The organism is Bacillus sp. NPDC093026 (assembly GCF_044754665.1).
Classification (GTDB): domain Bacteria; phylum Bacillota; class Bacilli; order Bacillales; family Bacillaceae; genus Bacillus; species Bacillus maqinnsis.
The window spans coordinates 420,935-441,208 of sequence record NZ_JBIVPN010000002.1 but is presented as its reverse complement, the minus strand read 5'-3'; the positions used below and the strand labels follow the sequence as shown (position 1 = coordinate 441,208).

The 20,274-nt window shown below is 38.4% G+C and carries 22 protein-coding genes; 1 reads left to right on the top strand and 21 read right to left on the bottom strand.

Annotation, left to right across the window (positions count from 1 at the left end; all coding sequences use genetic code 11):
- Positions 1–196 precede the first annotated feature (196 nt).
- From ACIQCE_RS07155 to ACIQCE_RS07135, 5 genes are all read right to left on the bottom strand, one after another.
- On the bottom strand, positions 197–592 hold the full coding sequence (locus tag ACIQCE_RS07155) for a YxiF family protein (RefSeq protein WP_400494188.1): 396 nt from the start codon (positions 590–592) through the stop codon (positions 197–199).
- Positions 593–829: 237 nt separating this feature from the next.
- Positions 830–1,339 (bottom strand): hypothetical protein, encoded by a 510-nt coding sequence (locus tag ACIQCE_RS07150; protein ID WP_400494187.1) that lies wholly within the window; start codon positions 1,337–1,339, stop codon positions 830–832.
- An 86-nt stretch (positions 1,340–1,425) separates the two neighbouring features.
- The gene (locus tag ACIQCE_RS07145) at positions 1,426–2,949 is read right to left on the bottom strand and encodes a ribonuclease YeeF family protein (protein WP_483861787.1); all 1,524 of its coding nucleotides are present in this window, start codon (positions 2,947–2,949) and stop codon (positions 1,426–1,428) included.
- Between the two features lie 469 nt (positions 2,950–3,418).
- Complete coding sequence (cccB, locus tag ACIQCE_RS07140; RefSeq protein ID WP_400494185.1) at positions 3,419–3,748, bottom strand: cytochrome c551; 330 nt, start codon at positions 3,746–3,748, stop codon at positions 3,419–3,421.
- A 48-nt stretch (positions 3,749–3,796) separates the two neighbouring features.
- Positions 3,797–4,645, bottom strand: coding sequence for a YitT family protein (locus ACIQCE_RS07135; protein WP_353854455.1), 849 nt, complete (start codon positions 4,643–4,645; stop codon positions 3,797–3,799).
- Positions 4,646–4,835: 190 nt separating this feature from the next.
- Between ACIQCE_RS07135 and ACIQCE_RS07130 the strand changes: the two genes are divergently transcribed.
- Positions 4,836–5,570 (top strand): alpha/beta fold hydrolase, encoded by a 735-nt coding sequence (locus ACIQCE_RS07130; RefSeq protein WP_400494184.1) that lies wholly within the window; start codon positions 4,836–4,838, stop codon positions 5,568–5,570.
- A gap of 27 nt (positions 5,571–5,597) precedes the next feature.
- Here ACIQCE_RS07130 and ACIQCE_RS07125 read toward each other — a convergent pair whose 3' ends face one another.
- The 16 genes from ACIQCE_RS07125 to ACIQCE_RS07050 all read right to left on the bottom strand — a co-directional run bounded on the left by ACIQCE_RS07125 (position 5,598) and on the right by ACIQCE_RS07050 (position 20,272).
- Positions 5,598–7,391 (bottom strand): M3 family oligoendopeptidase, encoded by a 1,794-nt coding sequence (locus ACIQCE_RS07125; RefSeq protein WP_400494183.1) that lies wholly within the window; start codon positions 7,389–7,391, stop codon positions 5,598–5,600.
- Between the two features lie 124 nt (positions 7,392–7,515).
- Positions 7,516–8,617, bottom strand: a protein-coding gene (prfB, locus tag ACIQCE_RS07120; protein ID WP_400494182.1) for a peptide chain release factor 2 whose coding sequence is annotated in 2 segments (ribosomal slippage) — positions 7,516–8,544 and positions 8,546–8,617 — 1,101 coding nt in all. Because the reading frame shifts where the segments join, the coding sequence is not laid out codon by codon here.
- A gap of 67 nt (positions 8,618–8,684) precedes the next feature.
- Positions 8,685–11,210: a preprotein translocase subunit SecA gene (gene secA / locus ACIQCE_RS07115; RefSeq protein ID WP_400494181.1), complete on the bottom strand. Its 2,526-nt coding sequence runs from the start codon at positions 11,208–11,210 to the stop codon at positions 8,685–8,687.
- 199 nt (positions 11,211–11,409) lie between these two features.
- On the bottom strand, positions 11,410–11,973 hold the full coding sequence (gene hpf / locus ACIQCE_RS07110) for a ribosome hibernation-promoting factor, HPF/YfiA family (RefSeq protein ID WP_353854450.1): 564 nt from the start codon (positions 11,971–11,973) through the stop codon (positions 11,410–11,412).
- A gap of 235 nt (positions 11,974–12,208) precedes the next feature.
- Positions 12,209–12,358, bottom strand: coding sequence for a hypothetical protein (locus ACIQCE_RS07105; RefSeq protein ID WP_400494180.1), 150 nt, complete (start codon positions 12,356–12,358; stop codon positions 12,209–12,211).
- 471 nt (positions 12,359–12,829) lie between these two features.
- Positions 12,830–13,210 (bottom strand): DUF8042 domain-containing protein, encoded by a 381-nt coding sequence (locus ACIQCE_RS07100; protein WP_400494179.1) that lies wholly within the window; start codon positions 13,208–13,210, stop codon positions 12,830–12,832.
- A 13-nt stretch (positions 13,211–13,223) separates the two neighbouring features.
- Positions 13,224–13,565: a flagellar protein FliT gene (fliT, locus tag ACIQCE_RS07095; RefSeq protein ID WP_400494178.1), complete on the bottom strand. Its 342-nt coding sequence runs from the start codon at positions 13,563–13,565 to the stop codon at positions 13,224–13,226.
- Entirely contained in the window at positions 13,562–13,966 is a 405-nt protein-coding gene (gene fliS / locus ACIQCE_RS07090; protein ID WP_400494177.1) for a flagellar export chaperone FliS, read from the bottom strand. The genes fliT and fliS overlap by 4 nt, the downstream gene beginning before the upstream one ends.
- 18 nt (positions 13,967–13,984) lie before the next feature.
- On the bottom strand, positions 13,985–15,496 hold the full coding sequence (locus ACIQCE_RS07085) for a flagellar hook-associated protein 2 (RefSeq protein WP_400494176.1): 1,512 nt from the start codon (positions 15,494–15,496) through the stop codon (positions 13,985–13,987).
- A 20-nt stretch (positions 15,497–15,516) separates the two neighbouring features.
- Positions 15,517–15,858 (bottom strand): flagellar protein FlaG, encoded by a 342-nt coding sequence (gene flaG / locus ACIQCE_RS07080; RefSeq protein WP_400494175.1) that lies wholly within the window; start codon positions 15,856–15,858, stop codon positions 15,517–15,519.
- 169 nt (positions 15,859–16,027) lie between these two features.
- On the bottom strand, positions 16,028–16,252 hold the full coding sequence (csrA, locus tag ACIQCE_RS07075; RefSeq protein ID WP_400494174.1) for a carbon storage regulator CsrA: 225 nt from the start codon (positions 16,250–16,252) through the stop codon (positions 16,028–16,030).
- Positions 16,246–16,680 carry a flagellar assembly protein FliW gene (gene fliW, locus ACIQCE_RS07070; protein WP_400494173.1) on the bottom strand — a complete coding sequence of 145 codons (435 nt, stop codon included), beginning with the start codon at positions 16,678–16,680 and terminating at the stop codon, positions 16,246–16,248. Before fliW ends, csrA begins: the two co-directional genes overlap by 7 nt.
- A 45-nt stretch (positions 16,681–16,725) precedes the next feature.
- Complete coding sequence (locus ACIQCE_RS07065; RefSeq protein ID WP_400494172.1) at positions 16,726–17,286, bottom strand: DUF6470 family protein; 561 nt, start codon at positions 17,284–17,286, stop codon at positions 16,726–16,728.
- Between the two features lie 46 nt (positions 17,287–17,332).
- On the bottom strand, positions 17,333–18,244 hold the full coding sequence (gene flgL / locus ACIQCE_RS07060) for a flagellar hook-associated protein FlgL (RefSeq protein ID WP_400494171.1): 912 nt from the start codon (positions 18,242–18,244) through the stop codon (positions 17,333–17,335).
- Between the two features lie 9 nt (positions 18,245–18,253).
- Positions 18,254–19,774, bottom strand: coding sequence for a flagellar hook-associated protein FlgK (gene flgK / locus ACIQCE_RS07055; protein WP_400494170.1), 1,521 nt, complete (start codon positions 19,772–19,774; stop codon positions 18,254–18,256).
- A 15-nt stretch (positions 19,775–19,789) separates the two neighbouring features.
- Complete coding sequence (locus ACIQCE_RS07050) at positions 19,790–20,272, bottom strand: flagellar protein FlgN (RefSeq protein ID WP_400494169.1); 483 nt, start codon at positions 20,270–20,272, stop codon at positions 19,790–19,792.
- Positions 20,273–20,274: the final 2 nt, after the last annotated feature.

Genomic DNA, 20,274 nt, shown 5'->3' with positions numbered 1-20,274 from the left:
CTTTCCATACTAATTTATTGCCTACCATTTTAAATTCAATTATTCAAAGTTTAAATTTCTCATAAAAAACAAAAAGCACTTGTTGCCTAAAAGACAATCAAGGGCTTTGCATTCATCTGTTTTTAAGTAGCATTTTTATAAATGGATATGTTATTGATCATTGTCGTTTTAGAGGTATCATAAGTATAATGAACTCTCACAGCCTCCAAGTACTTAGCTCATAAAAATACTCTGTGCGCTCTATACACAACCCAAAATGAAAATCCTCTGCTACTAAAATGAAATCCCCATATCCACTTGAAAATTTCGTTTGCTCAAGAAGTTGATTTAAATGAGTAAAACATTCATTCACACTCAATAACAGCGCTTCAATTTCATGCTCCCGAAAAAATATCAGTCTACCTTGTTTAGGAGTTACTTTCACCCTGCTGACGATTTCCTTTAACATTTGTGTAGACTTTTCAATATGCTCTCGATAGTTATCTCCATGTATTTGAATTTTATGTGCTTTCGAGTGAAGGAAAGTAAATACCTTCTGACAAAACAATTGATTTTCTTCGATATCTAAAAAAGGGTTTTCTGGAATTGTCATATAGCTTTATTCGTTCAATAAGTGCTTTCTTCTGCTTTTTCTTTTTAAGGGTTTCTATTTTTGTTTTTCGGTTATTCCTCATAGGAGGTCACCTCCATAAAACATATAAATACCATGATGCTCTTTCGAGACGAGAAAAACAGAGAAGCAACTAGCGATATTAACCTGTTAGTAATCATGTACATACAATTTTATTTCCACCAGTTAAAGGTTAAATTTTTTGGATTTCGTAATAATCTAATTCAATGCATCTTCTAATGTTTTCTTTTCATGTTCTAACATACCACTTATTATAATGCCACAAACTACCTTATCTTTATCTAAAGCAAATCCTACTGTATCATTTTGTAAAATAAATAAAGTATCATTTTCTGAAAATGAAATTAATACATTATCTATCCCTATATATACGTCTAATTTACCTTCTTCGTCTATATAGGTCATATCATTATATTCTTCTACTTGAAAATTTGGTACGCCTTTAATTATATTCATATCTTTCAGATCAAATTTCAAACTTTCCATTTTGTGTACATTCTCACTTAATGTTAGTGTAATTGAACGAAGGCTGCCTGTATATTTCCCTATGCCTATTTCAATTAGAGATTTCTTGAAATCTCCAGTTCTCCAATATATCGTTGGCTCTTTTGATATATTCCAACTACCGAATTCTATATTAATCGGTGTATAAAGATCATATTCAATATTTATAGGCTGACTATCTTTATATTCTGTTACTTTTAACATTATCATGTCTCCTTCTAAGGCATATACACAGCATGCTTTATTACTGGTAGTAATCCGTCTCCACGGGGTTTACTAAATATTAATTCTCAATTACCTATCTTCATAATTTCTTCATATTTAATTCCTTGCTTAGTAGCATTGTTAACAGAGTTTTGGAAACTCGACAATAAAGTTTGACTATTTATCGGCATACCATGTGTAGTCGCATCTCTTGTTATATACTCGACCATATGTTTTGTTCCATTTGGATGTACCCAGAACTTTTCACCTGCTGTTGCTAATTCAAAGGATTTTGGGATTTTTGTACCTTCATAAAGTGGTTGAGTAATTTTTATATTCTTCCACACTGTACCATTATCTACATTTTTAACAGTACTCTTAACCGCCATCTTATCATTAAACCCTTTCGCCCCAAACGGCAAAAGCATTCCCAGCGCCGCATTCATACTCGCTTCCTGCTGTTCTTTCGAGATTTTGTTTCCAAACATGTCTCTGCCAGTGATGGCTTCGCTGAAGCCGTTGGCGGCGGTGAGACCATATAAGCCTTTTTGAGATGTTTTTAGGACGTCAAAAGATTTTTGTGACGTTTTATAAATGTCAATCGCCCTGATTGCGGCTGAAGTGGCTTGGGTGGTTTTGTAGATCGCTTTCCCGCCTTTGAAAATGCGTCCTGCCCAGCCGACGATTGGGATGTAGCCTGCCGCTGCCATGCCGCCTGCGGCGACTCGCTGTCCTGCGGTGAGATGCTTGCCTGTGATGGGATCAATACCTGTTGCGGCACGTTTGGCATCATTCACACCTGTTAGTTCATTGACGATATTTCCCCCATAATCGAGGGCTTTTTCATACCAAGGGCGGTTCGCCAATGCTTCTTGTTCTTTCGCAATCTTGCGGGCTTCTTCTTGTTCTTTTTTGATTTTGAGATATTCAGAAGTTTGCTTCTCAATATCGCTTTTTGCCTTGTAGATTTCGCTATTTTGATACGCTTTCTTATCAAAATTCATCGGTGAAATGGTTTTTCCGTCATTTGTCGCATTCATCATTTCGGCGTACAATGCCATTGTAGCCTGCTCTTCAGTCTCTGACAAAGCATATTCATCTTTTAGATGTTGGTCTAATTCGTTTAAATCGTTTACGGTCTTTTTCCGTTCGTCTTCGGCATCCGTTATCTTTTCATGAAAGATTTGATCATCAAACACATCAAGGGAGATGAGATCATCTATATCCTGAAAAATGCTTTCCAGTGCCTTCTTTTGATCAGATACAATGCTTTTAGCGTTTTTTAACCCCATCTCTACCTGATTTTCTAGAAAGTGTTCATCAATAAAAGTATCACCGCCAAGATTGGCATCTTCAAGTGTACCCGCAACACCTTCGTGAAAGGCTTTTTGTTTATCTATAAAGCTAGTAAGCATGTCCACATTTCCAGCAAGCTCTTGATAAAAACTTTTAATATTGTCGGCACCTTTTCCCGTGAAATCATCACCGAGATTGGCTACACCTTGTAATGCGTGCTTCAAATCTATCATTTGTTCCCGGAGTTCCTGATAGTGCTTCGCTCTTTCTTCCATAGCGCTTGTTAGTGCTTTGGCATCAAGTATTTTCCCCAGAAGAAATCACTCCCTCTTATTCTGAACAAGGGCAATTTTACCAATGAAAAGATTGTCATTAAATAGGGAGAAAGATACAAAAACAGCACTCGAAATCATATGAGTGCTGTTGAAAGGTTAAATGTAGCCAGCTTTTTTAATTGATAGTATTTATTTTTTCAACCTCAGCTCTTCGCACACCTCCAATTCTTTCAACACATGCGAAGTAAAATATGTCATTCGAATACTGTCATGCTCAAGTTTCATCTAGACTATTTTCTAGTGTTCTCACAATCTGGTGTCATTACTTTCGTTGAGTTTAGTAAAAAGGACCGTTACACCATTTCTTTTGTTCTCTTCTTTTACGCTTGCCGAGTAGCTGACTCTTGCCCTCATACAAAAAACACCTCCAATTTCTTTTCAGGTATTCTATACCCGATTTTCAACTTAAAGGTGTTTTTTATCAATCTCAGTCCATTAGACAAAGATTTTATTTTTTCTTTGCGAGCCACTTTGCGACTTCTTTTGCTTGTTTTTCATCAACCATCCCGCTTGGCATTGAACCTTTACCGTTCTTTGCAATATCTGCGATTTGGCTCTCATTATACTTTTTACCGATTTCTTTCAAGCTTGGTCCGCCTCCGCCTGATAAATCTTTCCCATGGCAGCCGATACAGTTTTGCTGATAGATCTCCTCACCACTGCTAACAGTAGAAGCACTCTTACTGCCTTCTTTGTCACCGCTACTTGAATTCCCTCCACAAGCCGCAAGAACAAAAAACATTGCGGCAAATAGCAGGGCTAATCCGCTCTTTTTCATCTATTTCCCTCCCCAACAATCATTTGGTCAACGCTATTATATCCTTGTTTACGCCCTTTTAAAACCCTCACCGAGAACCTCTTTAACGTCCATTACAATAACAAATGCTGATGCATCAATCGCCTTGACGACTTGTTTCAACTTTGTGAATTGTGACTGACCAACCACACACATGAGAATAGGCCGGTCATGATCTGTATATCCTCCAACTGCCGAGATCTTCGTAACACCACGATCGATTTGGTCAAAAACAGCCTGCCGTACCTCATCCTCGTGTCCTGTGATAATCATCGCCATTTTTGAGTGACTAAAACCAGCCTGAACGACATCAATCGTTTTACTAGAGATGAACACACCAATTACGGCATACAGACCTTCTTCGATCCCAAAAACAGTCATTGCAGCCAACACAATGAGCCCATCCATCATCGCAAGACATGTGCCTAACGAAAGTCCCGTATACTTATTGATGATTTTAGCGGCAAGTGCCGTTCCCCCCGTTGATCCATTGCCAAGGAACACAAGTCCAATTCCGATACCAATCACCACTCCTCCAAAAATCGCCGCAAGAAGAGCTTCATGTGTCACCTGCGCAATATTCCTTGTTAAAAACACCATCAAAGGTAAAAAAATAGAACCAACAAGAGTTTTCACTCCAAATGTACCGCCTAGTAAATAAAAACCGGCGATAAACAGTGGAATATTCAAGCCCCATTGTACATAGGCCGCTTCAAATCCAAAAGACTGCATAATGGTACTAATACCGCTTACACCACCGGCGGCAATTTGATTCGGTAATAATAACGTATTAAACCCAATCGCCACAATGGTCGACCCTATTAAAATGAACATATAATTTTTCGTTTCAATCCAAAATTGAGAATGAACCTGCTTCATGTCTTTCTTCCTCCGTTACTTCTTGAATGCACACCTATTTTAAGCCCTCCTATTCGGATTGTAAATAACAGCCAAATACAGTACTAATGGATTAATACTTTAACACAGAGATGGATCAGCGTATCCGTTAGTTGGAATGACATGAAATAATGGTATATTTAATAAGTACATGAGAAAGAAGGGACATGCAATGAAAAGAATACTGAAAATCACCAGCATCACATTACTCACACTAATCATCTTGGCTTTTGGTGCTTTTTATATATGGAGCCGCTTTACATACAGTCCATCTCAGGAGCTAAAAGAACAAGTCAGCCTCGAACAAGTTCAGCATACAAATGGCGTCTATACATTTGAAGCTCAAAAAAGAAATGCAGGCATCATTCTTTACCCTGGTGCAAAAGTTGAACCTCTTGCGTATTCCTATATAGGCAATGCTTTAATGAAAAAAGGCTATTCCGTCTTTATTCCTGACATGCCTTTTTCCTTCGCCATCTTCAACACAGATAAAGCGCAGGACATCATAAAAGATCATCCAGCCATAAAACACTGGTATATTGGTGGACATTCACTCGGCGGCACAGCAGCCGCAATGTATGCAGAAAAAAATCAAAACAAACTAGACGGCTTGTTTTTTCTTGCCTCTTATCCGGCATCAGATGAACTCAAACAGACATCCTTTCAAGTACTGTCCATTTCAGGAGAAAAAGATGGGCTAGCCACACAAGAAAAGATCAATCAATCGAAAAACAAGCTGCCTTCTCAAACGATTTATCATGAGATAAAAGGTGGAAACCATGCTCAATTTGGTATGTACGGCAAACAAAAAGGTGACCAGCCTGCTGATATACCAGCCATCACACAGCAAAAGGAAATCATTCAAACCATGCTCGATTGGTTAAAACCAGCAAAGAAGCTCCCATAATGAAAAATATGGAAGCTTCTTTTATGTTTACTTTGCCGTCACCTCTAAAAATTCCTCGGCATCTGCCACAGCTAAAGAGATGGCTTCTTGCCAAAATGCTTTTTTTGTTAAATCCACCCCCAGATGCTTATACGCTAAATCTTCCACAGTCATTGAAGCAGTATCTTTTAATAACGCAATATATTTCTCTTCAAACGCTGTTCCAACCTTTAACGCTTTGGCATAAATACCTAACGAGAACATATAGCCAAATGTATATGGGAAATTATAAAATGGAACACCTGTAATATGAAAATGTAACTTAGACGCCCAGAAATGAGGATGGTATTCACCTAATGTGTCACCAAAGGCTTCCCTTTGTGCTTCTACCATGAGCTCATTCAAACGGTCAACTGGTACCACTCCGTGCTTACGCTCCTCATAAAAACGCTGTTCAAATAAGAAACGTGATTGAATGTTCATAAAGAACGCCACACTGCGTTGCAGCTTATCTTCCAATAAACTTAGACGCTCTCCTTCTGTTGCTGCCTCTTTTAATGAAGCATCTGCCACAATCATTTCTGCGAAAGTAGATGCAGTTTCAGCTACATTCATCGCATATTTACGGTTCAGAACACGAACGTCCTGCATCACTTCTTGATGGAAAGAGTGACCTAGCTCATGAGCCAATGTCGCTACATTCGACGGGCTACCTGAGAATGTCATAAAAATGCGTGATTCCCCGCTGTCGGGGAAATTCGTACAAAATCCGCCTACTCGTTTATTAGGCCGATCTTCCGCTTCTATCCAACGTTCATTAAATGCTTTTTCAGTAAATGCAGCGAGCTTCTGACCAAATCCAGCAAAATGTTTGATAATGAAAGTAGCTGCCTCCTGATAGGAATATTTCTTCGTCTCGCTTCCAATTGGTGCACCAACATCAAACCAGCTAAGCTTTTCGATCCCTAGCATCTCTGCTTTTCGGTGTAAGTAATCAATGAACGGCTGTTTATGGTCTTCAATCACAGACCACATCGCATCAAGCGTCTCCTGCTTCATTCTGCAAATATCAAGCGGCTCTTTTAAAATATGGTCCCAGCCTCTTGCTTCATACACTTGTAAACGAAAACCAGCTAGATGATTTAGCGTGCTCGCAAATAAATGTTCATCTTGGGTCCAAGCTTGCTCGAGATGTTGATAGACTGTCTTTCTCACATCTCGATCTGAATCGTCCATAGCATTTTCCGCCTGACCAACAGATATCATCTGTGTTTCGCCATTTTGCTCAAATGGAATGGTTATTTTATTTACTAGACTAGAATAAAGCTCCTCCCAAGCATGATACCCATCTACAGATAACTGTTGAATCAAGGTTTCCTGTTCAACAGGTAATTGATCTTTCACACGCTCTCTGCGTTCATTTAATATGTAACGAATATCTGAAAAGACCGCCGAATGGATTAGTTCATCCCAGTCGTTTTGAGGTATCGCACCAAGTGATTGATCAAGCAAAGCAAGAATCGTCCCCAATTCAGCTTCAAGCTTGGCAATGGCTCCCCGCAGGCTGGCGGCTTTCATGTCTTTTGTGTTTTGAGATTGTAGACAAGTTACAAACGAACTTGCTTGAGAGAGTTTTTTAAATGTGATTTCATAAGTCTCAAGGACAGAGACTAATTTGTTTTCAAAATGTGTTTTTTCTTTTTGAAAGGCTTCCACCTTTTGGCGTAATTCATCTAACAGCTTCTGAATGTTTTGTAAATATGAGATAAATTCTTGTGACGAGCTACCGCCCTTGAAAAAATAATCTAAATCCCACGTTTCTTTTAATGGTTCTAATCCCAATGTATTTCCCCCTTTATTTGTTCATTTCATCATACAAAGGATATAGAATCAGTATGGCGTATGTATTCCTTTATATTCAATATATTTTCTCACAATCAAAAAAACCCGGCAAGAAGCCGAGTTTTTATGATAATTTCGAACGTAAATAAGCATCGATGAATAAATCTAATTCTCCATCCATCACCGCTTGTACATTTCCCATCTCTGTATTGGTTCGATGGTCTTTGACGAGTGAATATGGGTGGAATACATAAGAACGGATTTGGCTACCCCAGCCAATTTCTTTCTGTTCTCCTCTAATTTCATCCAGTTCCGCCTGCTGTTCTTCGATACGTTTTTGATAAAGTTTCGATTTCAGCATTTTCATCGCACGTTCTCTATTTTTAATTTGTGATCTTTCTGTTTGACAAGTCACAACGACATTCGTTGGAATGTGAGTAATACGAACAGCAGAGTCAGTTGTATTGACGTGCTGACCACCCGCACCGCTTGCACGATACGTATCAACCTTGATGTCCTCCGTACGGATATCAATATCGATTTCTTCATTAAATTCTGGCATCACATCGCAGGAAACGAATGATGTATGTCTACGACCAGATGAATCAAAAGGAGAAATACGAACCAAACGGTGCACACCCTTTTCTGCTTTTAAATACCCGTAAGCATTGTGCCCTTTAATCAGCAATGTAACTGACTTAATACCTGCCTCATCACCAGGAAGATAATCGAGCGTTTCAACTTTAAAGCCTCTGCGCTCTGCCCAGCGAGTGTACATTCTTAGCAACATAGAGCCCCAATCCTGTGATTCAGTTCCCCCTGCACCAGGGTGCAGTTCAAGGATCGCATTGTTTTTATCGTAAGGCTCACTGAGAAGAAGCTGCAACTCGAATTCATTAAATTGCTTCGTCAAGTTTTTCAGCTCTTTTTCAAGCTCTTGATGAAGCTCCTCGTCATAATCATCTTTTAATAAATCATGCGTCATTTGCAGCTCTTCATGTGATTCACTCAGCTCATGATAGGTATTCACATCATCCTTGAGTGCATTGGCTTCATTGATCACACCTTGCGCCTGCTGCTGATCATTCCAAAAATCAGCCTCTGACATTTTCGCTTCGAGTTCTGCTATTTTGGCCTCTTTCGTTTCGAGGTCAAAGAGACCCCCTAAAATCGGCTAGCCTGCTAGCCATATTTTCAAGCTCTTGTCTAATTTCTACTAATTCCATTTTTTTCACCTCATAGATATATGGTGATCGACATGAAGAGAAAGAGGCTTTCACCTCTTTCTCTTACTTATTCTGTCATCCCATGACAATTTTTATATTTCTTGCCGCTTCCGCAATGACAAGGTGCATTTCGTCCGATATCAACGACTTTACGTACCGGCTTCTTTTTCACTGTTTTCTCCTCATTACCTTCCTGAGGCTGAATTGCTGTGGTTTGACCTTGAACGATTTCCTCACGTTCTAGGTTATTTTGAATTTCTGATTTTAGTATATATTTGGCCACATCATCTTCAATGGAAGCGATCATATGTTCAAACATCGCAAACCCTTCCATTTGATACTCACGAAGCGGATTTGTTTGTGCATAAGCACGTAAATGAATACCTTGACGCAACTGATCCATTGCATCAATGTGATCCATCCATTTCGAGTCTACTGCACGAAGCACAATCACTTTTTCAAATTCACGCATTTGTTCTTCGCCAAACATCTCTTCCTTCGCATCGTATTTCTCTTTAATACGATCCATGATAAAGGATGTGATTTCATCCGCTTCTTTGCCGAAGATATCTTTGACCGTCATGGCACCTTCATCTAAGTAATTCGTGTTGATTAATTCGACAAGACCGTCTAGTTTCCACTCTTCTGGAAGCTCATCTTTTGGTGTGTAAGAACCAACCGCTCGTTCAATAGAAGATTGAATCATATTCAATACAATTGACTTCAGATTATCAGAATCAATGACTTCAAAGCGCTGTTTATAAATGACCTCACGCTGTTGACGTAGCACATCGTCATATTGTAAAAGCTGTTTACGAGAGTCAAAGTTGTTCCCCTCAACACGTTTTTGAGAAGACTCCACTGCCTTGGACACCATTTTGCTCTGAATTGGTGTCGAGTCATCCATGCCGAAACGATCAAGCATAGCCATTGTGCGCTCTGAACCGAATCGACGCATTAATTCATCTTCTAGTGAAAGGTAGAATTGTGTAACCCCTGGGTCTCCTTGACGACCAGAACGACCACGAAGCTGATTATCAATACGGCGTGATTCGTGACGCTCTGTACCAATAACAGCAAGTCCGCCGAGCTCTTTGACACCTTCGCCAAGCTTAATGTCCGTACCACGTCCTGCCATGTTCGTTGCAATCGTTACGGCACCTTTTTGACCGGCTTCCTCAATAATTTGTGCTTCACGCTCATGGTTTTTTGCGTTTAGCACTTGATGAGGGATTCCTTTATTTTTAAGCAGTTTAGAAATAAGCTCAGATGTTTCAACCGCCACTGTTCCCACAAGCACTGGCTGACCCGTCATGTAGCGCTGAGCGACATCCTCAGCAACCGCTTTAAATTTGCCCTCCATCGTACGATAAATTAGATCAGGTCTGTCTTCACGTACAACCGGTTTATTCGTCGGAATTGTTACAACCTGCATGTTATAAATGTTCCGGAATTCTTCTTCTTCTGTTTTTGCTGTACCTGTCATACCAGATAATTTTTCATACATCCGGAAGTAGTTCTGGAAAGTAATTGTTGCAAGTGTCATGCTTTCGTTCTGCACTTCAAGGCCTTCTTTAGCTTCGATGGCTTGATGTAGACCTTCACTGTATCGACGGCCTTTCATTAAACGGCCTGTGAATGAATCGACAATGACTACTTGACCATCTTCTACAACGTAATCAACATCTTTTTGCATCGCAACATGTGCCTTTAAGGCTTGAGCAATGTGATGGTTCAAAGCAACATGTTTCACATCAAACAGGTTATCAATACCAAATGCTTTTTCCGCTTTCGTCATTCCGCTTTCTGTGAGCTGAACACTTTTTGTTTTAATGTCATACGTGAAATCGTCTTCTATTTTTAATGTTCGGACAAATGCATTCGCTTGTACATAAAGCTTTGTCGATTTTGCTGCTTGTCCAGAAATAATAAGTGGTGTTCTTGCTTCATCAATTAAAATTGAGTCAACCTCATCAATGACGGCATAATGAAGCGGCCTTTGAACCATTTGCTCTTTGTACAGCACCATGTTATCTCGTAAATAGTCAAATCCCAGTTCGTTGTTTGTTGAATACGTGATATCAGCAGCATACGCTGCTCTTTTTTCATCTTTGTCTAAGCTGTTTAAGTTCAATCCAACCGTTAGTCCAAGAAATTCAAAAATTTTGCCCATTTCCTGTGCATCACGACTTGCCAAATATTCGTTGACTGTCACGATATGGACGCCTTTACCAGAAAGAGCATTTAAATAAACAGGCATCGTTGATGTCAACGTTTTACCTTCACCTGTTTTCATTTCAGAGATGTTGCCTTCATGAAGCGCAATCCCACCCATCAACTGAACCTTAAATGGGTACATTCCTGTCACACGGCGAGCTGCCTCGCGAACCGTTGCAAATGCTTCAACCAATAGGTCATCCTCTGATTGTCCTTTTTCTAGCCTTTCTTTAAATTCAATCGTTTTATTTCGTAAAGCCTCGTCCGATAATTTCTCAAAATCTTGAGCGAGAGCTTCGATTTCATTTGCTTTTTTTTCATATCGACTGATCGTACGTTTCGTAGGATCGAACACTTTGTTTAAAATTCCAAGCATATAATAACGCTCCTCTATTTCATGCTATTGTTCGGCATGTCCAGTAAGTTTGACAGGTCCATATTTACCTTCATTTATCATACCATACCTTCTATGATTTCCAAAGAATTTGCAATGATTTAGGACAAAAAACCCGCTCCTGATGAAGGGAACGGGTTTGCTTCATTTATGTTGTTTTAGGATCAGCAGAACCGGCAGTTTAAGCGTTTGGTTCAATGAGTCCATATTTGCCGTCATTTCGGCGATAAACGACATTGGTCAAATTTGTCTCAGCATTTGTGAAGACAAAGAAACTGTGACCTAGCATGTTCATTTGGAGAATGGCCTCTTGGCTATCCATTGGTTTTAAATTGAAACGTTTTTGTCTGACGATTTCTGTTTCATCAATTTCTTCGTCATCTTGAACCGCTACATCAGCAGCACCATTTCCTCCAGCAAACAAATGCTTTTTCACACCTTGCTCTCGGAATTTACGGTTCACTTTTGTTTTATGTTTTCTAATTTGACGTTCTAATTTACTGGCTGCTAAGTCTATTGCATTGTACATATCCTCATTATGCACTTCAGCTCGAAGTGCTAGATCAGTCATTGGAATGGTTACCTCCACTTTAGACTCTTGATCGTTGTAAAACTTCAAGTTCACGTTGACTGAAGCATCAACATCTGACTCAAAATAACGCTCCAGCTTTCCAATTTTTTTCTCGACATGATCTCTTAGTGCAGGTGTTACTTCGATGTTTTCTCCTCTGACATTGTAATTCATATAAAGAACGCCTCCTTTTAAGTTAAGGATATGTAAACTTATTTCTACTTTACCCTCCTTTTCTCCTGCTCAAACGTAAATTAAATGTGAATTTTTATTGAAATTTGTCGAATTTTGCGCTGCTTCAGCTTCCCTTATCTTCTGATGAATATATATTCGATTTATGCGTGAAAAAGACCAAATCGCATGTAAATGTGCGATGAAGACAGAGATTTCAAATCCTCTGTTATTGCTTTCAAATCTTCGTTGACAGCAGCGATTTTTCTGCCGCCGACATGTACTCGGTCTCTTCAGAGTTACGTTTTGCCCCTTTTTCAATGACACCAATCGTTTGGGAAATTTCCTCTGTACTCGCTCGATTAGTAGCTAACAGCTTTTCCGCCATTCACAGATTCCTTAATAGAGCCCATTTGTTTCACAAATTGCTGAATGTGAGGTGCACCTCAAAGCCTTTTCAGTCACTGAAATTGAGTGACCCGAAACATCAGGCGCTTGTGTTAAACTGCATTTTGCATACGTGGTTGCGATTCTTAATGGCATAAGCCACTTTTGCTACTGCATCCGATTGTTCATGTGAAGTTTCACAGACCTGTTCAATGTATTTAATATCTTCATAGAGTTGCTCCTTCTTGTGCCACAACATATGTCTTCATTTGGGCTTCCGATTTTTGCAAAAGCACTTTAATTCTAGTGATGTCTGATACGACTTCACTTTTTTGAGTAGACCTTTATGAACCTGATCTGTTTTGTAATAGATAAAACTCCCTAGAAGACTGATCGACAATACACAAAACCTAAATAACAATTGATTTTTTAAACTCATAAATCCCTTCAAATGATCAGAATTCAAAGAAAATTAATGAATGACATACGGCCTCATGCAGGCATGTATGTCATTCATCCAACTTCTATATTCAGGTAAAAAGTATGCATTAAGGAATGTTTGGAAGTGATTTGAAGGGAATGTATAGAATGCTAGTATATCGAAACTTAAAAAAATTTGATCAAACGAACGAATCGTCTGTGCAAAATGCTCATTTTCTATAATTGAAAGTAGAAGAGGATGTGTTGTCTCTAAATGAAAGAAGGCATGGATCAGATCATTAAAAATCCGATCCCCTTCTGTTTTTGCAAAATTCTTCGCCATTTCATCTAAATATTTTAGACCCTCTTCTATGGTGTATAGAAGCTCATAATATGTGCTTAATAATATATAGTCATCTGAACGATACGCCACAAATCTCACCTATTTATTTCCGTTTATCGTAGTATACGCCATCACTAGTGATTGGTTGATATGGATTTTGATAGTTCATCTGTTTTGATTTTTTTCTTTGAATGGCTTGGATATCTGCTTTTATCCCTTTTTGAATCTCAGTTAATTGCTTCGCCATCTTTTGATCCGTTTGAATGATTTCTTTGATCTTCTCTTTTTCTTGTAATGAGAGTTCATGCTGAATGTCTCTCATCAATTCGTCTCTTTCAATTAAAAAGGCGTCAAAGTCTTCAACCAATGTTTCGCTCTGTGGATTTGATTCTATTTCAGCAGCCATTTTTAATGTTTGTCCATAAAGTTGATCAACAACATTCATAGAGAACCCCCGATGGATTGATGACGACCTTTTCGATCTGTTTGAATTACTTGTTTCCAAGCATCACGGAAATCGGTCACGTATTGTTCTACTTCACTCAGAATCTCTGCATCATTCTTGAGATTTGCATCAATGAGCCTGCGATAGATGTAATCATACATACTTGCCATACTCTTCGCTACATCATAAGAACGATTTAAGGTGACATTTAATTCTTGAATGATGTTTTGGGCCTTTTTCAAGTTCAAGTTTCTCGTTTCAGCATCCTCTTGGTGAATGGCGTGCTTTGCTAGTTTGATGAACTTTAAGCATCCTTCATAAAGCATAAGCGTCAACTCAGCCGGTGTAGCGGTCTCAATAGAATTTTTCTGATAGGCGGCATAAGGATTCTGTATGGCCATATGTTATAAACCTCCAATTTATTGTCCAAGCAGTTGAGAAAGATAGCCAGATTGGTTGTTTAGCTTTTGAATCGCACTATCCATGGCATTAAACTTTGTATAGTAACGGTTTTCGACAATTTTTAAGCGATCTTGGAAATCACTCATTCGTTTCGTCAATGATTCAAGGTCCTTGCCAAGTCCGTATTCCTTTAAATCCATAGATGCACTGCCGGCTTTCGTTTGGATACTCTTCGTGAAGGCCGTTAAGGAATTTTTAATACGATAAATAATTCCCTGCTCCTTATATTGCTGCTGAGCCTTGTCTTGATCTTTCGAATCAACATTTAAAGAACCAGAGATAAACATTTGACTAACCTTTTGAGGATCTTCTTCAATAGCTTTTCTTAGTTTCTCTTCATTAATTTCAAGCTTTCCGCCATCTTTATACTTTGCTGATGTGGTAATTCCGATTTGTGTAATGTGAATATTGGAATCGCCAGTCTTAATATCCGCATAAAAGTCATTTCTTAATTTAGAAGTTCCCGATCTTAAAATGGAATCACTTCGTAACAAACCAGACTTGGCTGTTTTTTCCCAAAGCTCAATTTCCTTGTCAGACATCGCTTTTTTCTCTTCAGCCGTTAATGGTTGATAGTCTCTATTTTTCTTTTCATTGACTTTACCATTGACCTGCTCAACGAGTTCATTGTATTTATCAACAAATTGCTTAATTTTATCATAGATCGTATCGACATCTGTTGAAACGTTTAAGCTAACAGGCTTATCGGTCGTTCCTTTTAACTCATATGTGATGCCTGCCTGCGTAAATGTATTATTGTTATTTTCCATTTTAAGACCATTTATTTCGTATTGAGCTTTTTGTCCTTTAGTCGTAGCAACAAGTTTGTTATCACCATCTACCTGGAATCCTAGTTGGGTAAGGAATGAAGCAGAATTACCATCAGTTGCTTTAATACTTACACCTTCACCAGTTGTTCGTGAAGTAAGGGCAATGGTATCCACATAGTTTGTCCCATCAGAAATTTGACCTTTATAAGCCGTCACACCAAGTTGTGAGTTATTCAATTTTGATACAATCGTATCAAGTGTATCAGTTTCTGAAGTGTTGATCGTCACCGTTGTTGGTTTGGTTGAATCTGGTGTAGTCACTTCGAAAGTAAAAGTACCGTTTGCTGGAGTAAATCCAGATGTTCCAGACGATTTGAAAACGGAAGCTGTCGCAAGCTGAGTCACATAAATCATGCCAGAGGTAGCATTTGTCGTTCCAGTCGCTGTCACAGCAGATTCATTGGAGCTTGACACTTTTTTTGCGCCATATGTACTTGGACGCGTGAGGGCTAAACTGTTAATCAAGTCATCTAATTCTTTGACTTTTGAATTAATCTCGCGATAGCTGTCTCTTTGCCATTCTAGTGTCTGTTTCTGACGTGTCATTTTATCAAGCGGAGCTTGTTCGGTTTTCATCAACTTTGACACGATCTCGTCAATATCAAACACATTTGAAAATCCAGTAATTCGATTGACCATTGTGTATGTTCTCCCTTCATTTACATTCTTTTATCTACAAATAATCCGACAATTTCTGTCATAGCCGCATAAAAATCAAGCCATTCTTTGGAAGGAATTTCTCTAATGACTTCATCTGTTTGGTTATCCACTACTTTGACATAATATTCATTAAGCTTTTCATGTAATTCAAATTGAAGATGGAACTGAGTAGGTTCAATGAGCTTGTTTGCTCCTTGAATCGTTTTATCAATTTCCTCCTTTGAAACTGACCTGCCATTTTCTTGTAAATCTGCGTTTACAGTGTCATTTTGATTATTAGAAACACGGGTATGATATGCATCGATAATTGAAACTAGCGGTGTCAACTTACCAACAGACATAGTTATTCAGCTCCTGTGCTTTAATCTACCTTTTATATCGGCTTTGATTTTTTAAATTAAATATAGATGAGCCGATTTGTTAAAGTTTCATATAAATTGAAGCTGAATGAAAAAAGCACATTGAAAGCTCTTCTACGGGAAAGGAGTGAATGATTAGATAAAAAAATCCTCACTTTTTTTGTGAGGATAATTGAGATAGAAGATCTGAGGACAAGCTTGCAGCGCGACTATTCTCTTCTTGGATGGATAGATAAATTTCTTTTCTGTGAATATCAATATGCTTAGGAGCATCAATTCCGATCTTCACTTGATCTCCTTCAATTGAAATAATCTTAACTTCAATATCATCGTCTATTTGAATCGACTGATTTAATTTACGAGACAGGACTAACATGATGAAGCCACCTCTAACAAGTGTTTTGTATGATAGGCTGAATCATGTAAAATTACCTGTTTGGCTTTCATATTTTTCAGGTTTACAATAATAGGTGCTTTTAAATTGGCTGTCGTTTTCTCAATAGAAGATTCCATTGTTAAGATGACCATCACTTCAACATCATTTGCATCTTCAATACCAAGTATGTCAACAACAGATTCTTCTAGATCAAATTCGTATTGATTGAAGAATAAAAATGGACTACTGACAATAAAACCCAAATTTGCGTTTTTTAATGATTGGAGAACTAAAAAGGGAGATTCTTCTGATAAAGGTAAAATAACAAATTGCTTTTGATCTAGAAATCCTGGTATCCCATTAGAGAAGGTGATGATCTGCTCCTCTTTAATTGTCACTTCACCATGATATTTTGTTTGAATGATCATAATTCACGACCTTTTTCATTTTCTTAACTATACCTTATCACCATTTTAACCCGTCTCGTCAACCTCTATTTTCAATTCAGGGTATTGTAACATATCAATATTTAATTTACCTGGATAGTAGGTAACGATAGGTTTATGTGGCGTTGCCTCAATCACAGCTTTTTGCGGCTCAATGTCAATTTGAAGCTCAGAAGGCTGATAATTCACTTTGACACTAAAGAATGAAGGAATGACACCAATCGTGAATTCTTTTGCGGAAGGGCCTCCATTGATTTTGGCAAATTCAGCAATTGCATTACCACCATCCTCAATTTTAATGAGTTCGCTTCCCTCCTCCGCTCTTCTTCCCATTCCTTCTCCAACGGCACGTTTCCCCTCTGCCGCCCACTCCTCAGAGCGCCTAAAAATCGACTTTATGTCCATATCTGCAAATGCTTCTGATTGATCAATTGTTAATTTTGAGGGTGTTCTTGTGATATTCATCACTGCCTTAGGTTGCTCAATTTCAAGGTCCGCTCTAGGCTGTTCTATTACCTGTCTAGAAGGCGTTGTCGACATTTGCAACTTTGCATATTTTTGTTGCATTAACAATCTAGGAATTTGCATATGTTCACCTCCATGATGCAAAAAAGCACCCAAAGGATGCTTTTTATTATCTTAAGAAATCGACAAGCGACGGCTGAATCACCTTAGCTGTCGTTGCTAAAGCAGCTCTATTCACAACTTCTTGTTGTAGAAGATCAATAATGGCTTTTTCACTTTCAACATCTTCATTATCTGATTTCGCATTTTTCAGCACTTCGTATTGTGAAGTCAAACGACTGCCCACTAAGTCAATACGATTGGATCTAGCTCCAAGATCTGAACGCTCCGCACTCATGACCTCTTTAAACTGGTCGATATCCCCAAGTGCCCCATCTGAATTAGTAAATGTTCCATTTTTCAATGAGTTTTCTAGGTCATTCAGCATTTCGATAACATTTTGACCACTGGCAGACTTTCCACCAAACGCTGAAAGTGGATTTGAGTTCACATTCAAAGTAATACCATCTGAAATGTTAGACTTCACTGCATTTGCTTCGGTATAATTTTCAAAGTTAAAAGTATACGTACCGTCCGCATTTTCCACAACAGGTTTTACATTTGTGTTTGTTCCATTAAATACATACTTACCTAACATCTGAGTGTTCATCGCATCAATGATTTGTTTCTTCATCTGACCAATTTCCACTCCGATTGCCGCTAAGTCTTCAGGCTGCTTTGTCCCGTTAGTCGCATCAATTACTTTGTCTCGAACATCTGACATAATATCAATGATTTCAGTAACACTTGTTTCTGATGTATCAATCCAGTTTCGAGCCTCGTTTAAATTATTCTTATATTGTTCATTTCGAAAAAGGGCCGTACTATATTGAAGACTTTTCACTGCCGCAACGGGATCATCCGACGTTTTCGTGAAACGTTTTCCTGTTTGTGCTTGTTCATTTATTTGAGAAAGACGTTCATAACTTTTACTAATATTGCGAAGTGAGTTTTGAGAAATCATACCCTGCGTGACTCGCATCAGTTATTCCTACCTTCCTACGACACCCATGCCGTTGATTAGTTTATCTAATACTTCATCTTGTAATGTCACAATTCTTGCCGCAGCATTATACGCATGCTGAAATTGAATCATGTTAGACATTTCTTCATCAATTGAAACAGCGCTAGTCGACATTCTACGTTCATTGGACGAACTTACAAGGGCAGCTGAGTTGCTTTCAAGCGTCTTATTTTTTTTCCCTTGTATACCCATTTCAGCAATAACGTTCTGATAGTAATCCTGAATTGTCGTTGTGTTTCCACCAATTGATAGTTTTAAGTCTTGGATATTTGCTAAATGAGTGGCATTCGAACCATCACCTTTAGTTTGATTAAGTGATGCGGCAATATTATCTGTTGATGCTAAAATTGTATCACTGACCTTGATCCGAGCTGCTACTCCTTTATTCAAATCATTATTATTCTCAATATCAAAGAAATTTTGTCCGTTTTCACCATTTAACGTGTACCCTTGTTTATGCACTTCATTGAATTTATCCATGAATACTTGCGCTACTAGATCTAGTTCTGCAAGCATCTCTGGATACATTCCTTTTTCAGTTCCATTAGACATGTAGCCATAAGCCTCAACAAGTGCTTTCACTTTACCATTTACTTGTAATTGATCTGCTGCAATTGTCGTTGTTCCGAATTGAAGAGAATCTACAAGACCTGTCGTATTGTCATAGGAGATCTGCAATTCAGACTTTTCGTTGGTAATACCGTTCAGAATGGTTCCACCAGATTGTCCATTTGCACCTATGATGTCAATATTGACAGTGCCTTCAGCAATTTTCAGCGCATTTCCACCAGATTGGTTGTAGCTCACCTTAATATCAACAAGAGAGGATAGTTGATCTACAAGGGCATCACGCGTGTCATAAAGATCGTTTGGAAGGTAACCATTTGGCTCAACCTTTGCAATCTGTTTGTTCACTTCATCAATTTGAGTCAAGAGTGTGTTTACATTTTTTGCAGTTGAATCAAGCTCTGTTTTCAAATTCTTTTGTATCGTTGTTAAAGAAGAATTTAGTAGGCGAAATTGATCTACCAAAGCCTGTGCACTCGTTTTTACAACAGTACGTGCAGATGCTGTATCTGCACTTTTCGTTTCAGAAAGGACCTGTAATGATTTCCAAAGATTATCAAAAGCTCTGTTTAAGCCTTCATCTGTTAAATCATTCATGACTCCTTCCATTTGTGAAAGGGCATCAGACTTCGCTGCATAGTAAGACATGTTGTTATTGTGACCTCTATATTGAAGGTCTAAAAAACTGTCTCTAATTCTTTCAACGGTTCCAACTTGAACACCTGTTCCCATTTGTCCATAGGTCTTGCCATCATACACAGAAATAACTGGATAAGGGTTATCTGATTTAAAAGTAACTCTCTGTCTTGAATAGCCATCCGTATTTGCATTGGACACGTTGTTTGATGTGACATAAAGCCCTGCACGCTGGGCTGTAATTCCTCTTTTTGCTGTTTCTAAACCCATGAATGTAGAACCCATTGGTATCCTCCTTGATTACGCCTTTGAATCAAACAAAGCCATATGCTGTTTAGGCTTCGAACTTCCAAGACCGTTTTGTCCGTAATTCATATTGTCTTTGTTAGGGTTAACGAGATCGAATGTCAGTGAAATAAATTGAAGTGACTGCTGAATGAGCTGTTTATTTAATTCATTTGCATCTTTCAGTTCCACCATGATGTCAGTTAATTTCTGAAATAGCGAAATGAGCTCCTCTTTATCCGTACCTTCAGCCTTTTCAATACACGCAGTAATCGTCGGTGATTGATCATTCTGTAAAAATTGAACCGTCGCTTCAATCCGCTTTTCTTCTAGTTGAGAAATGGCCTGAATATATTTTTGCTCAAGATTTAGAGTCTCTGAAAGAGCATCAATCTCATTACTTTTCAGAATGTCTGTTTTATCCTTAGACAGCTTTAGAAGCTGTTCGTGTAATCCATAGAGACGATGCAGCTCTTCAATAATTATTTTAACTGACATTC

What these genes read in the sequence shown, in the direction of transcription:
- ACIQCE_RS07155 (WP_400494188.1), bottom strand. Translation starts at nt 592, where the DNA reads ATGACAATTCCAGAAAACCCTTTTTTAGATATCGAAGAAAATCAATTG.
- ACIQCE_RS07150 (WP_400494187.1), bottom strand. Translation starts at nt 1,339, where the DNA reads ATGTTAAAAGTAACAGAATATAAAGATAGTCAGCCTATAAATATTGAA.
- cccB (WP_400494185.1), bottom strand. Translation starts at nt 3,748, where the DNA reads ATGAAAAAGAGCGGATTAGCCCTGCTATTTGCCGCAATGTTTTTTGTT.
- ACIQCE_RS07135 (WP_353854455.1), bottom strand. Translation starts at nt 4,645, where the DNA reads ATGAAGCAGGTTCATTCTCAATTTTGGATTGAAACGAAAAATTATATG.
- ACIQCE_RS07130 (WP_400494184.1), top strand. Translation starts at nt 4,836, where the DNA reads ATGAAAAGAATACTGAAAATCACCAGCATCACATTACTCACACTAATC.
- secA (WP_400494181.1), bottom strand. Translation starts at nt 11,210, where the DNA reads ATGCTTGGAATTTTAAACAAAGTGTTCGATCCTACGAAACGTACGATC.
- hpf (WP_353854450.1), bottom strand. Translation starts at nt 11,973, where the DNA reads ATGAATTACAATGTCAGAGGAGAAAACATCGAAGTAACACCTGCACTA.
- ACIQCE_RS07105 (WP_400494180.1), bottom strand. Translation starts at nt 12,358, where the DNA reads ATGGCGGAAAAGCTGTTAGCTACTAATCGAGCGAGTACAGAGGAAATT.
- fliT (WP_400494178.1), bottom strand. Translation starts at nt 13,565, where the DNA reads ATGAATGTTGTTGATCAACTTTATGGACAAACATTAAAAATGGCTGCT.
- fliS (WP_400494177.1), bottom strand. Translation starts at nt 13,966, where the DNA reads ATGGCCATACAGAATCCTTATGCCGCCTATCAGAAAAATTCTATTGAG.
- ACIQCE_RS07085 (WP_400494176.1), bottom strand. Translation starts at nt 15,496, where the DNA reads ATGGTCAATCGAATTACTGGATTTTCAAATGTGTTTGATATTGACGAG.
- flaG (WP_400494175.1), bottom strand. Translation starts at nt 15,858, where the DNA reads ATGTCTGTTGGTAAGTTGACACCGCTAGTTTCAATTATCGATGCATAT.
- csrA (WP_400494174.1), bottom strand. Translation starts at nt 16,252, where the DNA reads ATGTTAGTCCTGTCTCGTAAATTAAATCAGTCGATTCAAATAGACGAT.
- fliW (WP_400494173.1), bottom strand. Translation starts at nt 16,680, where the DNA reads ATGATCATTCAAACAAAATATCATGGTGAAGTGACAATTAAAGAGGAG.
- ACIQCE_RS07065 (WP_400494172.1), bottom strand. Translation starts at nt 17,286, where the DNA reads ATGCAAATTCCTAGATTGTTAATGCAACAAAAATATGCAAAGTTGCAA.
- flgL (WP_400494171.1), bottom strand. Translation starts at nt 18,244, where the DNA reads ATGCGAGTCACGCAGGGTATGATTTCTCAAAACTCACTTCGCAATATT.
- flgK (WP_400494170.1), bottom strand. Translation starts at nt 19,774, where the DNA reads ATGGGTTCTACATTCATGGGTTTAGAAACAGCAAAAAGAGGAATTACA.
- ACIQCE_RS07050 (WP_400494169.1), bottom strand. Translation starts at nt 20,272, where the DNA reads ATGTCAGTTAAAATAATTATTGAAGAGCTGCATCGTCTCTATGGATTA.